Source organism: Streptomyces sp. AHA2 (assembly GCF_036857595.1).
GTDB lineage: Bacteria > Actinomycetota > Actinomycetes > Streptomycetales > Streptomycetaceae > Streptomyces.
In genome coordinates, this window is record NZ_JAUQWJ010000001.1 from 423,192 (window position 1) to 438,394 (window position 15,203).

The 15,203-nt window shown below is 75.2% G+C and carries 11 protein-coding genes; 2 read left to right on the top strand and 9 right to left on the bottom strand.

The window, feature by feature from the left end; genetic code table 11:
• Positions 1 to 71 precede the first annotated feature (71 nt).
• The 3 genes from Q5694_RS02025 to Q5694_RS02035 form a co-directional block, all read right to left on the bottom strand.
• A complete protein-coding gene (locus tag Q5694_RS02025) occupies positions 72 to 497 on the bottom strand; it encodes an SsgA family sporulation/cell division regulator (protein WP_333930197.1) in 426 nt (141 codons plus the stop codon).
• Positions 498 to 559: 62 nt separating this feature from the next.
• Complete coding sequence (locus tag Q5694_RS02030) at positions 560 to 1,600, bottom strand: hypothetical protein (protein WP_333930198.1); 1,041 nt, start codon at positions 1,598 to 1,600, stop codon at positions 560 to 562.
• A gap of 278 nt (positions 1,601 to 1,878) precedes the next feature.
• Entirely contained in the window at positions 1,879 to 2,850 is a 972-nt protein-coding gene (locus Q5694_RS02035) for an LLM class F420-dependent oxidoreductase (protein ID WP_333930199.1), read from the bottom strand.
• A gap of 72 nt (positions 2,851 to 2,922) precedes the next feature.
• Here Q5694_RS02035 and Q5694_RS02040 point away from each other — a divergent pair, with 72 nt between their 5' ends.
• Complete coding sequence (locus Q5694_RS02040) at positions 2,923 to 4,362, top strand: serine hydrolase domain-containing protein (RefSeq protein WP_333930200.1); 1,440 nt, start codon at positions 2,923 to 2,925, stop codon at positions 4,360 to 4,362.
• Here the strand turns inward: Q5694_RS02040 and Q5694_RS02045 are convergent.
• The 5 genes from Q5694_RS02045 to Q5694_RS02065 form a co-directional block, all read right to left on the bottom strand.
• Entirely contained in the window at positions 4,354 to 6,000 is a 1,647-nt protein-coding gene (locus Q5694_RS02045; protein ID WP_333930201.1) for a serine/threonine-protein kinase, read from the bottom strand. The two genes, Q5694_RS02040 and Q5694_RS02045, sit on opposite strands and share 9 nt — an antisense overlap.
• A gap of 281 nt (positions 6,001 to 6,281) precedes the next feature.
• Entirely contained in the window at positions 6,282 to 7,241 is a 960-nt protein-coding gene (locus Q5694_RS02050; protein ID WP_333930202.1) for a threonine/serine dehydratase, read from the bottom strand.
• Positions 7,242 to 7,344: 103 nt separating this feature from the next.
• Positions 7,345 to 8,271 (bottom strand): polyprenyl synthetase family protein, encoded by a 927-nt coding sequence (locus Q5694_RS02055; protein ID WP_443040793.1) that lies wholly within the window; start codon positions 8,269 to 8,271, stop codon positions 7,345 to 7,347.
• 365 nt (positions 8,272 to 8,636) lie between these two features.
• Complete coding sequence (locus Q5694_RS02060) at positions 8,637 to 9,692, bottom strand: tetratricopeptide repeat protein (protein ID WP_333930203.1); 1,056 nt, start codon at positions 9,690 to 9,692, stop codon at positions 8,637 to 8,639.
• A 172-nt stretch (positions 9,693 to 9,864) separates the two neighbouring features.
• Positions 9,865 to 10,542: an AIM24 family protein gene (locus Q5694_RS02065; RefSeq protein ID WP_333930204.1), complete on the bottom strand. Its 678-nt coding sequence runs from the start codon at positions 10,540 to 10,542 to the stop codon at positions 9,865 to 9,867.
• Positions 10,543 to 10,898: 356 nt separating this feature from the next.
• Between Q5694_RS02065 and Q5694_RS02070 the strand changes: the two genes are divergently transcribed.
• Positions 10,899 to 12,149, top strand: coding sequence for an SGNH/GDSL hydrolase family protein (locus Q5694_RS02070; protein ID WP_333930205.1), 1,251 nt, complete (start codon positions 10,899 to 10,901; stop codon positions 12,147 to 12,149).
• A gap of 30 nt (positions 12,150 to 12,179) precedes the next feature.
• Here Q5694_RS02070 and Q5694_RS02075 read toward each other — a convergent pair whose 3' ends face one another.
• Positions 12,180 to 15,113 (bottom strand): helix-turn-helix transcriptional regulator, encoded by a 2,934-nt coding sequence (locus Q5694_RS02075; protein WP_333930206.1) that lies wholly within the window; start codon positions 15,111 to 15,113, stop codon positions 12,180 to 12,182.
• Positions 15,114 to 15,203 lie beyond the last annotated feature (90 nt).

Below are 15,203 nucleotides of genomic sequence, written 5' to 3' on the forward strand. Positions count from 1 at the left end.
GTACGGCTACTCAGCCCGGCACCGGTTGTTCGACTCCTACGGCCCGGCTCCCGTGGCCGGGGCGCCGCGGTTCAGCTTCCCGCGAGGATGTCCGCCAGGAAGTCGTCGACGCGGACCTCCTCGCGGCCCGGCGGAACCAGCTCGTGCGTCTCCCGCAGGAACGCCGCGAACGCCGGGGCCCAGGCGAACACCACCGCGTGGTGACGGCCGCCGTCGGAGCGGACGTCGCCGAGGAACTCCATGCGCAGCTCCTGCCACATGCCCCGGGACTCCGGGCGCATCCGTACGTCGCCCAGCCCCACCGGGCGCCGCAGCGCGTCCGCGAGCATCTCCCGGTCCAGCTGCCACCGGGCCAGAACCCGGCCGTCGTGGCTGAAGACGACGGTGACGGCGAACGGGTCCCCCGCGTCGTAGCTGAGGTGGGCGAGCACGGAGAAACGTTCCGTGTCACCCGACTGCAGCTGCACCACCACGGTCTTGTGGACGAACGAGTTCACGAGAGGGCCTCCGGGAAGAACCGACGTAGAGCCCTCTTGTACCCCCGATTCCGCAGTGATGCTCAGCTCAATGGGTGATTCCCGCGAGCACCGCGCAGCGACTCGATGCATACGGCAACGGCCCGCTGGAGCTCCTCGAGCCGCTGCACCATGTCGTCCTCGTAGAACTCGCCGGCGTCGTCGAAGGTCAGCTCCTCGAAGACCTTGGTCGCCTTCTCCAGGCTGCTGTAGAACCTGGTGCGCCGTTCCTGCACCCGCAGCCCCGGGTCGGCCTCCACGGCCCCGACGACCAGCGACTTCATGGTGCCGTAGGCCTCGGCGGCCCACTCGCCGGCGTCCTCGCCCTCGTCGAGCTCGTCGATGAGCGACAGATGCCGTTCGGCTTCCTGACGCAGGTCGGCGGGCGCCTCCACGGTCTGGCCGGCGGGCGTCCTGATCTGCCCCGACTCGGCGATCTGGCGCACGTAGCCGATCCGGTCGGCCGCCCTGCTCTCCCCGGCGACGGCCTTCTTCAGCTCATCGGTGCGCACCACGTCACGGGCCAGCTCGGACTGCAGCTCCGGGTCCTCGCGGACCCGGTCGAGCAGGGCCTGGCGGGCCGCGCGGGCGGTGGAGGGGTCGGCGAGGATCGCGGCGCGCAGCGCCGTGGGGTTCTCCGCGACCTCCAGCGCCTTCGTGGGCCGGATGCCCTCCGCCTCGGCGGCCTCGGCGATGGCGGTGCCGCGCTCCGAGCCGGCGCTGCTGCGGGAGACGTAGTAGGACGGCCACGCGTCCGCGTCCGGCAGCTGCACCTCCTCACCGGGCGTCAGGACCTCGAAGTGCGGCACCAGTCCGTCGTCGGCCGCCCGGTCCCACGCCTTGTAGTAGCGCATGACCCGCTCCGGGGAGCACCCGGCCAGCTCGGCGAACTCCTTCGCGGACACCTTCGGCGTCTCGTCCGCCGCCTGACCGCCGGGCCGCACGCTGCGCGCCACCTTCAGCCCGAAGGCCCACCCCCCGGTCCGGGCGTATGCGCCGAACTCCCGCGCGTCGCGCGCGACGAGGTCGGACACGGGCTCCGGCGACGCGGGGGACGTCTCGGGCGGGGTGAGGGCTACGGTCACGGACGACTCTCCCGGGTGGGGGGCGGGCTCCTGCGGACGGAAGCCTATCGGCACCCGCGGACGCCGCCGCTCCCCGCTGCCGTCGCCCGCCCGCTGCCGCCGCGGCGGGCATCCGCTTTTCCGCGCACCGCGTCCGGGCGCCGAGAAACGCACCCCGGCCGCCGCGGTCGTGTCCGGGAAGAGACCGACACGGCTGAGCGCGCCTACGAGAAAGAGCCCCCCTGGGCGGAGGGCTCGACTCGTCGAACAGGCCGGCCGTGCGCAACCGGCGCCGGACCTCAGGCGAACGCGTCGCGCAGTGCCGGCAGGAGCGTCTTCTCCGACCAGTCCAGGTACGCCGGCTGCGACTCGCCGCCGATCTGGACCAGGGCGACCTCGGTGAACCCGGCCTCCACGTAGGGGCGGACGGCCTCGACGAAGGCCTCCGGGTCGTCACCGCACGGGATGGCCTCGGCCACGTCGTCCGGGGTGACGAACTGGGTCGCCGCCTCGAAGGAGTCCGGGTGCGGCAGTTCCGCATTCACCTTCCAGCCGCTGCCGAACCAGCGGAACTGCGCGTGGGCGCGCTTGACGGCCGCGTCCCGGTCCGGGTCGTAGCAGACGGGCAACTGGCCCACGCGCGGCTTGCCCTCGCCGCCGTGCCGGTCGAACGCCTCCAGCAGGCCCGCCTTGGGCTCGGTGGCGATCACCAGGTCGCCGAGCCGGCCCGCGAGTTCGCACGACCGCTCGCCGGAGACCGCGATGCCGATGGGCGGCGCCTCGTCCGGCAGGTCCCACAGCCGGGCCGACTCCACGTCGAAGTGCGTCCCGCGGTGGTTGACGTGGCCGCCCTGGAAGAGGGCCCGGATGATCTTCACGGCCTCCTCGAACATCTCGTGCCGCACGTCGACGGAGGGCCAGCCGCCGCCCACGACGTGCTCGTTCAGGTTCTCGCCCGAGCCCAGGCCCAGCCGGAAGCGGCCCTCGGAGAGCAACTGCACCGTCGCCGCCTTCTGCGCCACCACGGCCGGGTGGTAGCGGAACGTCGGGCACGTCACGTACGTCATCAGCGGAATACGCGACGTGGCCTGGGCGGCCGCTCCGAGCACGGCCCACGCGTAGGGCGAGTGGCCCTGCGAGCGCAGCCACGGGAAGTAGTGGTCCGAGGTCACCGAGAAGTCGAAGCCCGCCTCCTCGGCGCGCACCACGTGGTCCACGAGGTCGCGGGGGCCGGCCTGCTCGGTCATCATCGTGTATCCGATTTGCACCATACCCACCGGGTCCCCGGGGAGCGGCTCCGGAAACGGGCGATCACCGGCCGGGGACGCGGGCAGGATGCCCCCATGAGTCCTGTCCCGCTGTCCCCTTCCGACCCCGCGGCCCAGGGCGTCGACGCGTCCGGCGTGCACGCCTTCCTCGACGCGCTCGAGGCCGCTCCCGAGATCGAGCCGCACAGCCTGATGATCGTGCGCCACGGCCGTGTGGTCGCCGCCGGCTGGTGGGCGCCGTACACCCCCGACCGCCCCCAGCTGCTGTACTCGCTCAGCAAGAGCTTCACCGGGACCGCCGCCGCCCTGGCCGAGGCCGAGGGCCTGCTCGACTTCGACGCCCCGGTGCTCTCCTACTTCCCCGAGTTCGAGGCCGACATCACCGATCCGCGCAGCCGGGCCCTGCGCGTGCGGCACGTGGCGTCGATGGCGAGCGGCCACGACCACGAGACCCTCCAGGAGGCGTACGCCCGGGACCCGGTGGAGCCCGTGCGCGGTTTCCTGCTGGTGCCGCCGGACGCCGATCCCGGCACGGTCTTCGCCTACAACCAGCCGGCCACGTACACCCTGGCCGCCATCGTGCAGCGGGTGACCGGGCAGCCGCTCACCGCGTACCTGAGGCCCCGGCTGCTGGATCCGCTCGGCATCGGTGAGGCGGTGTGGCGGCGGGACCGCACCGGCCGCGAGATCGGCTTCAGCGGCCTGCACGCCACCACCGACGCCGTCGCCCGGCTCGGGGAGCTGTACCTGCGCGACGGCGTCTGGGACGGCGAGCGGCTGCTGCCGGAAGGGTGGGCCGCCCGGGCCGCGCATCCGCGGACACCGACCGCCGGAGCCATGGGGACGGCGGACCGCGACGACTGGGACCGGGGTTACGGCTACCAGTTCTGGACCTCCCGCCACGGCTACCGGGGCGACGGCGCCTACGGTCAGTTCTGCCTGGTCCTGCCCGAGCAGGACGCCGTGATCGCCACGACGGCGGCAACCGAGCAGATGCAGCGGTACCTCGACCTCGTCTGGGAGCACCTGCTGCCGTCCTTCGGCCCCGGGCCGCTGTCCGGTCGTGAGGGCGCCGACGCGGAGCTGCGCGAGCGTCTGGCCGGCCTCGCGCTGCCGCCCGCCCCGGGCAGGGCCGCACCGCCCGGCCCGGCCGGTCACCGGGACGCCGCGGAGTACCGCGCGGCCGACGGGACGGGCCCCGTCCGGGCGGCCTCGGTGGCGCGGGACGCGCGGGGCTGGACGCTGTCCCTCACGGGCCGCGACCACGACGACCGGCTCGACCTGCGGATCGGCGAGCCGGGGTGGGCGGTCGCCGGGGGGCCGGTCCCCACGGCGGTCAGCGGCGGCTGGAGCGACACCGGCACGCTCGCGGTGGAGGTGCAGTTCCTGGAGACCCCGCACCGCCTGGCGGTGACCTGCTCCCCGGCGGACGGGACGGTCGTCTCGCGCTGGCGGACACAGCCGCTGCACCCGGGGCCGCTCACGTCCCTGCGCGCCCCGCGCGACTCAGGCTGAACCCGGCCGGAAGGTCCTGAGGAAGGTGCGCAGGGCCTCCTGGTTCTCCCCGTCGCGCCAGTCGGCGTCCGGTGTCGTCCAGCGCAGGGAGAAGCTGCGGCCGCCGCCCAGCAGGAAGCCCCGGCCGAAGGTGTGGAACCGGGTGCCGTCGGCGTACGCCGTCCACTCCATGTCGGCGGCCCGCCGCCCCTGGTACGTGGTCGCGCGGATCTCGCCGATCCTCCGGTAGCGGCCGGACTCCTTCAGGTCCGGTTCGACGTCCTCCCGCCACACCGCCACCGGGTCGGGCCCGACGCGCGCGCTGTAGGTCACGGCCAGGGTGCGTCCGGCGCCGTCGGCGCCGAAGACGATCCGGTACGCCAAGTCGCCCTGCCGGTCGGTGTCGAGCCGCTCGAAGTCCTCGGGCAGCGCGACGGAGAAGCCCTCCGGTGCCCGGTAGCGGTGGAAGCCGGGCGGCAGGGCCGTGGCGGGAGCGGACGGCGGGGGCGGCGCGGCGGACGAGGACGGCGGGCTCGGGGTGGGGGAGGGGGGCCGCGTCGGGGCGGGCGTCCCGCCCGGGGCGGTACCGGCCGCGCCGTCGCCGGGCGACGCGGCCGAGGCCGGCGGCCCGGCGGGCGCGTCGGCGGCGTCGCCGCCCGCGCCGGTGCCGGGCAGCCCCTGCGTGGCGGCCAGCACGGCGACCGTGACGGTGACGACGGCCAGGGCCGTGCCCGCGACCATGGTCCGTCTGCTCCAGGGCGGCCCCCCGGGCCGCACGGCCGCGTACACACCGCGCAGCCGGGGAGCCGGCACGGCCGCCGTCGCCGCGTCGGAGCCGCCGCCGAGCGCGCGGGTCAGCGCCTCGCGGACCACCGGGCGGGTGAGCCGCTCCCGCGAGTCCTTGCGCAGCAGCCCCTGCACGACCTGCGTGAGGGGACCCGCGCGCACCGGTGTGCGCAGCGGCAGCCGGTCCACGGCCCGGAGCGTGGTCTCCGGACGTCCCCGGTCCCGGAAGGGCGGACGTCCCTCGACCATCGTGTACAGCAGCGCCCCCAGCGTCCACAGGTCGGCCGCCGGTCCGATGCGCTGGTCGCGTGCCTGCTCCGGGGAGGCGTACGCGGGGGCCGTCAGGCGGGGGGCGAGGGTCGCGCCGGCCAGTCCGTAGCCGGTGACGACGACCGACTGGTCCTCCCGGACGAACACCTGGCCGGGGCTCAGTTCCCCGTGGGTGATGCCCTCGGTGTGTGCCGCGTCCAGCACGTCGAGCAGTTCCAGCCCGATGCGGGCGGCGCGCACGTAGTTGAAAGTGCCCTGCTCGGCGAGGAGTTCGCCGAGAGGGGTGCCGTCGATCCACTCGTTGACCGTCCACAGGGTGCCGGGTTCCTCGACGGCGTCGACGACCGCGGCGATCCGGCCGGGACACAGCACCGCCATGGTCTCCGAGGTGCGCAGCAGGCGGGCGGCGGCCCGGCGCCCCGTGTCGGGCGTCCCCTGCGGGAGCCCCGTCCGGGTGACCAGACAGGGACGGGAGATCTCCCCGGCGCCGAGGTCCTCGGCGTACCAGCAGATGCGGTTGGTCTCGCGCTGGATGATCTCGAGCAGTCGGTAGCGGCCGGCGACCGGCTGGTGTGTGGAGACGTGCGCCCTGCCCATGGCCATCCCTCGCTGGAAACCCGGCTCTCGCCTTTTCCAGGGGTACGGGAAGCGGGGCCGCCGGTGTTCAATCCGATCGCAACTCCGGCGCTGTTTCCGTCTTCTGTTCACATGGTCGAGCAGGCGTGCGAAATGCGGCCGTCGGGGGCCGCCTCGACGCGGTCCACCTCGGGCGACGGCGGCCCGGCACCGGGGCCGGAATTCCCCGGTGCCGGGCCGCGGATTCGGCGAAACATCTCCGGCCTTGCGGTAACCGCCGGTAAATGCCGGGGCCTTCGTGCCGGATCTCAGCGCAGGCCGAAGCGTTGCGACCAGGCGATCATGTCCTGCGTGGTCGCGTTGCCCCCGCACACCACCAGTCCCAGCCGGGCGTCCTGGCCCACCCGGTCCAGGACCTGCCGCGCGGCGGGCAGCAGACAGCCGGCCGCCGGCTCGGCCCACACCTTGGCGTGGTCGGCCAGATCCAGCGAGCCGCGCACGGCCTCCCGGTCCGGAACCACCAGCACCTCGGTGACCAGGGCGCGGACATGGTCGTACGTCAGCTGCGACACGGCCGGGGCGCTGAGCGTGGAGACGATCGACGACAGGGCGACGGGCAGCGGGCCGCCCGCCCTCAGCGCCTCGGACATCGCCTGCGCGCCCTCGGTCTCCACACCCCACACCCGCACCCCGGGCCTCAGCGCCCGCAACGCGGCGGCCACCCCGGAGATCAGCGCCCCGCCCCCGACGCTGACGAGGACGTCGGTGAGGTCGCCCGCGTCGGCGGCGAACTCCAGGCCCACCGTGCCCTGCCCGGCGAGCACCACCGGGTCGTCGAAGGGGTGGACCAGGGTGAGCCCCTCCTGCTGCAGCCGGGTCATGAGGGCGAAGGCGCCGTCCATGTCGTCGGTCAGCCGCACCGACGCCCCGGCCTCCTCCGCGATCTGCACGGCCCGGGCGGGCGCCGAGCGCGGCATCACCACCGTGGCCTTCACGTGCAGGGCGGCCGCCATGACCGCGAGTGCGATCCCGTGGTTGCCGCCGCTGACCGCGACCACCCCGGCGGCCCGTTCGGCCTCGTCCAGCGACAGCAGTTTCGCGGCGGCACCGCGCGCCTTGAACGAGCCGGTGCGCTGGAGCAGTTCCAGCTTCGCGGTGACCGGGACACCGAGCAGCGCCGACAGCCCCGGGCTGTCCACCGTCGGGGTGTGCACGACGTGCCCGGCGATCCGGTCGGCCGCGGCTTCCAACTCCGGGATGCCGATCACGGCAGCCATCCTTCCGGCGCGGGTTGCGAGAACGCGCCGTGACGCACCCTGACCCGCGAAGGTGCTCCAGGTCAACGGGGTCGGGTGCGCCTGCCGTGCTGCCTCAGAGGTCCCGGCGCACCAGGTGACCGAGCAGGGCCCGCAGGTCGGCTGCCGCCCCGGCCGCCAGCGGCACACCGGCGAGGGACGTCTCCACGGCGGAGACCTGCCGCCGTGCCTCGGCCAGGGCCGCCGTGCGCCCGCCCGCCTCCTCGATGAGCGCCGCGGCCGCTTGGGGCGCCTCGCCCGTTTCCAGCAGGGCGGCGAGGTGCCGGCCCTGCGGTGAGCCGAGCGCGACCAGCACCGGGAACGTCTTCTTCCGCTCACGCAGATCCCCGTGCACGGGCTTGCCGGTGACCTCCGGGTCGCCCCAGATGCCCAGCACGTCGTCGACGATCTGGAAGGCGACACCGAGGTGCCGCCCGGCGCGGTCCAGGGCGGCCGCGGTCGCCGGATCGCCGCCGCCCAGCACGGCACCGAGCGCGGCGGCGCAGCCCAGCAGCGCACCCGTCTTCCGCTCGGCCATCACCCGGTACTCGTGCGGGCGCACCCGGTCCGGACCGGTCCAGGGCCGGCCGGTGAACAGCAGGTCGTCGGCCTGCCCGCACACCAGGTCGCCGAGCGCCGCCGACAGGGCCCGCACGCCCCCGGCGCCGCCCGGCCGCGTGGCCAGCGTGTCCACCGCCAGGGCGAACAGGGCGTCTCCTGCGAGGACGGCCGGTCCCGTGCCGTACGCCTTCCACACGGCCGGGCGGCGTCGCCGGTGCGCGTCGCCGTCCATGATGTCGTCGTGCACCAGCGAGAAGGCGTGCACCAGTTCCACCGCGACCGCCGCGGCCACCCCGTCCCGCCCGTCGGCGCCCGCCGCCTCGGCGCCCAGCACGGCCAGGGCCTGCCGTACGCCCTTGCCGCCGGGGGCGGCGACGGGCGCGCCGCCGACCTCGCACCAGCCGAAGGAGTACGCGGCCATCTCGGCGACCCAGGGATGCATCCGGCCGACGGCCTCGCCGAGAGCGGGACGCACCAGCGCCCGACAGCGACGGAGGATGCCGGGGGCGTCCGCGGGCCGGGCGGGGGGATCGAATCCACGTTCCGGAGCGGTGCCGGGAGCGACCGCGGCCGGACTCGGACCCGGACGCGGGGAACCGGGACCGGCCCACGTCCAGGGCGGGGGGCCCGCCTGGGCCGCCGGACCGGTCGGCATCGGGCCCGGCCCGGCCTCCCGGGCCGGTGAGTCCGGCCCGGCCTGCTCAGCCGAAGGGCCGGTCACCGGCGGGCCCGGCCGGCCCCCCGGGGCTGCGGGGGCGGTCACCGGGGCGCCGGGGGACCGGGTGTCGGGCCGGGCCGGGAGGGTCGTCACCGTGTCGCCTCCGTCGAAGCGGCGTGCGCCGGTATGCCGAGTTCCTCGTGCGCCCGGGCCACCATCGCGCGGGCGTGCTGGAGACCGATGCGCTCCAGCGTGGCCGCCAGATCGGCGAGTTCCGCTGCCGTCCCGGCCCGGTCGCGCCCGAGCCGGGCCAGGGACTTGGCCAGGCCGAGGCGGGCCAGGGCCTGCCCCCGCGGCTCGCTCATCTCGCGGAACCCGGCGAGGGCCCGCTCGTACCAGGCCCGCGCCTGCTCGTAACGCCCGGCCCGGTAGAGGACGTTGCCGCGCATCTTGTGGTTATAGGCCAGCGCGCTCGACAAGCGCATCGCCCGGCAGGTCGTCTCCGCCTCGCTCAGCAGCGCGAGGGCCCGCTCGGTGTCCCCGTCCCGCGCGGACACCACGTCCGCCAGTCCGCGCAGAGCCCAGGCGTGGCCACGCCGGTCCTCGGCGCGTGCCGCGATCTGGGCGGCCTCCGCGAACAGGGCGTACGCGCGATCGTATTCGCCGGTGTTGCGGTGCATCTGCGCGATGCCCTCCAGCGCCCAGACGGTGTGCCGTGCCTCGCCGCGCCGCCTGGCCTCGGCGAGCAGTTGCTCGTGCAGCCGGCCGACGGCCTCGTAGTCGCCCTGGATGCGGCCCGTCTCGGCCAGTCCGGCGAGCGAGTAGCCGCGCACGACGACGTCTTCGCCGCGTTCGCCCAGCTCGGCGGCGAGCTGCAGGAGCCGGCGGGCCAGCGGGAACGCGCCCCGCTGGCGGGCCAGGGTGCCGCCGCTCCACAGGGCCCACGCCATCGCCGCCGCGTCGCCCGCCTGCCGGGCCGCCCGGTAACTGGCCTTCCACGCCCGGTCCGCCTCCTCGACCCGGCCGAGCCGGCGATGGGCCTCGGCCACCGCGAGTCCGGAGCGCGCCGCCTCCCGGGGCTTCCCGGCCCGCTCGGCGGCCTCCAGCTGCTCGGTGCCGGCGGCCAGCACGTCGGTGAGCGAGGAGTTGACGGACAGGGTGGTGAGGGCGCCCTGGTACTCGGGGGCGAATGCCTTGCCGTACATCGATGCCTTTCGGTCCGTATGCACACCGTCTCTACACATTGCGTATACACGGTGCGTATAGAGGGGTGGAAAGCAGCCCTGGCCACCAGGGCCAGGGCATCGTCTGTCGCCGGTCAAGACGTCGGCGGAGCGGACCGGGTTGTCTGTGAGGCGCAGATCACTTCACGCGCGATCAGTGCTGCCCCGCCTTCTGCGGTGTCGCTTCGCTGGGCCGCACGACCACGAACCCCTCGCCCTGCAGCACCAGTTGCACGGCTTCGCCGGAACCGCCGCGCAGCATCGAGCCGATGGACTGCGAGCGGTGCAGGGACGTCTGCAGTCCGTTGGTCCACCCCACCACCGCGTCGGTGTCGACGTACACCGGGTACTGCGGCGACACCGGGATGACCAGCGGGCTGCCCTCACAGACCAGGCCCAGCTTGCCCTGCCCGGTGAAGACGCTGTTGAACAGGCCGCCGCCGGTCATGCCGGCGCCCTTCACGGTGGAGATGCGGTACGACAGTGTGGCGTCGAAGCACAGGACGTTGCGGCCGTTGACCGTGAACTCGTCACCCGGCTCGACATCGACGATGAAGCAGTTCTGCGCCTCGTGCGCGAACCACGCCTCGCCCTGCCCGCGTACCGCCATCAGCGGCAGGCCCTCGCCGGTGACCGCGCGCTTCAGCATGCCGCCCACGCCCTGCCCCTTGCGCTCGAACTGCAGATTGCCGCGATAGGAGATCATCGCGCCCTGACGCGCCAGCATCTCGCCGTTCACCGTGTAGCGCAGGCACTTGGCGTTCTCCACCGTCATGCCCGGCGCCACGGCCGGCCGGACCACGTGCTCACTGGAAAAGAGGTCACCCTTCATCCCGGCATCCTCACCCGGACCCTCCCGCTCCGCCAAGATCGCGGAGATCGGCCCGGAAATGCTGCCCGCCCCCCCGCAGACCTGGGCGGACCAGGTCGGCATCCGCGGGGCCGGCGTGCGCGGCGGTCCCCTCCCCGGCCCGAACCGGCGGCAGGGGGCCCGTCGGGGCCACCCCGCACAGCGTCGGCGGCCGTACCACTACGGTGGCGTACGCCGGGACGACCCGGCAGGTCCGCCTCACTCCCGGCGGCTCGGTGACCTTGCGGGACCTCGCCCCGTGAGCCCGTCCGCACGCACCGGCCCGAGGCCGTCCACGTCCTCGCCGGCGAACCGACCGGCCCGAAGGAGCTCCGACGATGCCCCGCACCGCACGCCCCCGCCGCCCAGGTGCCGCCCTCGCCGCCCTGTCCTGCTGCGTCGCGCTGGGCTGCGGCACGGGCACGGTCCCGGCGGGCGCCCGGCCGACCCAGCCACCCGGCGTGCCGGCCGGGTCCGGCCAGGACGTCGTCACCTGGGCGGCATCCGCCGACCGCGTCGGTGAGGCGGCCCGCGCGGACCGCGGCTACCGGCTGATGGTGCGCACCAGCGTCGGCGGGAGCGGCCTGAGGGTGCGGCTGTCGAACGCCTTCGGCGACCAGCCGGTCACCTTCGGCAGCGTCCGCGCGGGCCTGCGACGGGACGGGGCGGCCCTCGTCCCCGGCAGCAACCGGCCCGTGACCTTCGGCGGCGCGACCGGCGTCACCGTCCCGGCCGGCGGCCTCGTCCTCAGCGACCCGCTGCCCGGGCACGTCCCCGGCGCAAGCGACCTCGCCGTGAGCCTGTACGTCACCCGGGCCGGCGGCACGCTCACCGGGCACGGCATGGCCCTGAAGACCTCGTACATCAGCGACGGCGACCACACCGCCGAGGAGGGCGCGACCCACTGGACACAGCGCACGGGCTCCTGGTTCCACCTCGACGCCGTCACCGTACGGCCCCGCAAGGGCACGGCAGCCGTGGCCGCCCTCGGCGACTCCCTCACCGACGGCCGGCAGTCCACGGCCGAACGTGACCGCCGCTGGCCCGACTACCTGGCCCGCCGGCTGGCGAAGTCCACCTCCGGCACGGTCGAGGGCGTCGCCAACGAGGGCATCTCCGGCAACCGCGTCCTCACCGACGGCCCGGAGCAGAGCGCCCTCGACCGCCTGAGCCGGGACGTGCTGTCGCTGCCGGGCGTGCGCACCGTCTTCCTCTTCCAGGGCGTCAACGACATCAAGGCCGACCCCGCCCCCACGGCGGCCCGGCTGATCGCCGGGTACCGCACCCTCATCGACCGTGCGCACGCGGCCGGCAGGTGCGTGGTCGGCGCCACCATCGCGCCCTTCAAGGGCTGGCCCGAGTGGGACCCCGCGGCGGAGGCGGTACGCCGCGAGGTCAACGCCTTCATCCGCGACGGCGGCGCCTTCGACGCCGTCACCGACTTCGACTGCGTGCTGCGCAGCCCCTCCGACCCGGAGCGGATGCTGCCCGTCTTCGACGGCGGTGACCACATCCACCCCAACGACAAGGGGATGCGGGCGATGGCCGACGCGGTCGATCTCGACAGTCTCGAATGCCGCCCCGGCTGACGCGGCCCCGGGCCGGCGGGAGCGCGGCCCTCACCCCGGCGAGGACGGCTCCGGGGTGATCAGGCCCTCCCGGTAGGCCACCGCCACCGCCTCGCCGCGGCTGGAAGCGCCCAGCTTGGCGAGGATGTTGGAGACGTGCACGCTCGCCGTCTTGCCGCTGATGAACAGTTCCTCGCCGATCTGCCGGTTGCTGCGCCCCCGGGCCAGCAGCCGCAGCACGTCCTGCTCCCGGGCGGTCAGCGCACCGGCCCGGTCGCCCGCTTCCGGAGCGTGCGACAGCCGTCCGCGGCGGACCAGGGCGTCCACCTGCTCGCGCAACGGCACCGCACCGAGCCGGTCCGCACTCTGCCGCACCTCCCTGGCCTGCGCGACCGCCTCCTCGCGTCGCCCGGCCGCGACCAGGGCCTCGGCGTGGCGCAACCGGCACCGCGTCCGCTCGTACACGTCGCCGTAGCCGAACGCCGCCACCGCCCGCGACCAGGCCGCCGGATCGGGCCCGGACGCGGCGCGCAGCCACTCCGCCTCGGCGCGTGCCAGCCAGGCCTGGCCCTCCGGGCCCTGCGGCGCGGCGTCCTCGCCGTGACCGGCGATGTCCCGGGCCAGTTCCACCAGTTCCGTCGCCGTGGCCACCCAGCGGCGCTCCCCGGCCGCGTCACCGGTGAGCCGTGCCTCGGCGGCCGCGTCGGACACCGCGGCCAGTGCCAGGGCGGCCAGCCGGACCGCCGCATCGGGACGGGTGCCCGCCTCGTCGGTCAGGGCCGCCACCGTGGAGCGGGCCCACCGCACGGCCTCCTCCGGGTCCCGGCGCAGCGCCGCGGCGTCGGTCAGCACGATGCCCGCGACCAGGGTGGCCATCCAGTCGAACGGACCCTGAAGCAGGGCGTGCGCCCGGTCGGCGGCCGAGAGATCGCCGCGGGCCAGGGCCACCTGCAGCGCGGGACCGACCGTGTACCCGCCGGCCGCCGGCAGCACCTCGGCGTCGGCGGCGGCCGCTCGCACGCACTCGTCCCAGCGGCCCAGCACCTGTAGCACCACCAGCCGCAGGTACCGCATCTCCAGCGGGTACGGCGACGACAGCAGACCGGCGCGCCGGGCCCGGTCCAGACCCTCCGTCAGCCAGGGCAGGCACTGCGCGAGGTCCCCGTTCTCGTAGCAGCCCATGGCGAGGTTGAACAGGGCCCGCAGCTCCACCGCCGCGTTGCCCGAACGCGCCGCCAGGTCCCGGGCGGCCAGCAGCCGCTCCCGGCCCGGTGCCCCCCGCCGCCCGCCCGGGTCGAACCCGGCCAGGGAGATCAGCAGGTCCGCCTGCGCGTCGGTCACGTGCAGCCGCTCGGCCACCTCCACCGCGCGCCGGGCCACCTTCAGCGCGGTGTCGTTCTCCCCGACGTAGCGGGCGGCCATGACGTGGGTGGCGGCCGCCCACACCCAGGTGCGCGACGGCGGGTCCTGCGGGATCATCGCCAGGGCCTCGCTGCTGTAGGCGAACGCCGCCGTCAGGCTGTCCACGCTGAGCAGGTTGCCGGCGAGGGTGTAACGCACCCGCGCGGCCAGTTCGGAGTCCGCGTCCTGGCCCAGCTCCGCCAGCGCGGACCGGGTGAGCGAGACCGCCCGGTGCAGCTCCCCGGCGTGCGCGGCCGCCGCCGAGGCGCGCAGGGTCAGCGGCACCCGGCCCACGGCCGCGCCGGCCGGCCGCGCCTCGGGCGGCACGGCCGGCCACAGGTCCAGGGCCGTCTCGAGATGCCGCTGCTCCTCGGCCGGCGCCCCCACCCGCTGGGCGTGGTCGGCGGCCTCCAGCGAGGCGGCCAGCGCCTCGGCCAGGTCGTGGCTCTCCCGGTAGTGGTGGGCCCGTTCGGCGGCGCTCCCGGGCCGCCCGCGCCCGGCGAGCAGACGCGCGAACGCCCCGTGCAGCCGGGCCCGTTCCCCGGGCAGCAGATCGGCGTAGACGGCCTCGCGGGCCAAGGCATGCCGGAAGGAGTAGGTGTCGTCGTCCCCGGCGACGAGCAACTGCCGTCCCACCGCCTCCCGCAGGGCGGACTCCAGCTCCGCCTCGGGCAACCCGACCGCCTCCCGCAGCAGGTCGTGCTCGACCCGGCGCCCGGCGACGGCGGCGGTCCGCAGCACCTGCTGCGCGGTGTCGGACAGCTGCTCGAAGCGGATCAGCAGCACGTCGGCGAGCCCGCTCGGCACCCCGCCGGAGCCGGTGTCGGTGGCCGCGAGCAGTTCCTCGGCGTAGAAGGCGTTCCCCTCGGCCCGCTCCACGATCCGCCGGACCGTGGCCTCCGGCAGGGGCCGGCGCTCCAGGGCCCGCACCAGGCGGCTCACGTCCGGGTCGGCCAGCGGGCGCAGCTCCAGCCGTTCCACGGCGGGCAGCCGGACCAGCTCCGCGAGCAACGGCCGCAGCGGGTGCCGGCGGTGCAGGTCGTCGGCCCGGTAGGAGGCGAACACCGCGAGCCGCCGTCCCAGCACACCGCGGCCGAGCAGGAAGCGCAGCAGATCCCGCGACGACTGGTCGGCCCAGTGCAGATCCTCCAGCACGAGCAGCAGCGGGGCGGCGTCGGCCACGTCGGCGAGCAGGGACGCCATCTGCTCGAACAGCCGCAGCCGTCCGTCCACGTCCCGCGCGGAGTCCGTCCCGGCGCCCAGCAGCCGCTCCACGACCGGACGGGCCGCCAGGGCGTCGGAGAACCGCGGGTCGGCGGCGAGCACGCCCAGGACCTCGGTGAACGGCAGGTAGGGCAGACCGACGTCACCGAGGTCCACGCAGTGCCCGGTGACGACGGTCATGCCCGCCTCGGCGGCCCGCTTCCCGGCCTCGTCGAGAACCCGGGTCTTGCCGACACCGGCGTCCCCGGCGAGGAGCACCGCCCGTGCCTCACCGGCGCGGGCACGCTCCAGCACACCGGAAAGGCGCGCGAGTTCGGCGTCCCGCCCGACCACGGGCGCGACCGATGAAGCCTGGGACACACGACCAACTTTCTCTTTGCTGCGGGGTGCGGGGTTGTGGGTCCGTGGAGCGGGGGTGTGCGGCCGTGCCGCGAGACGCGAACGGCCACG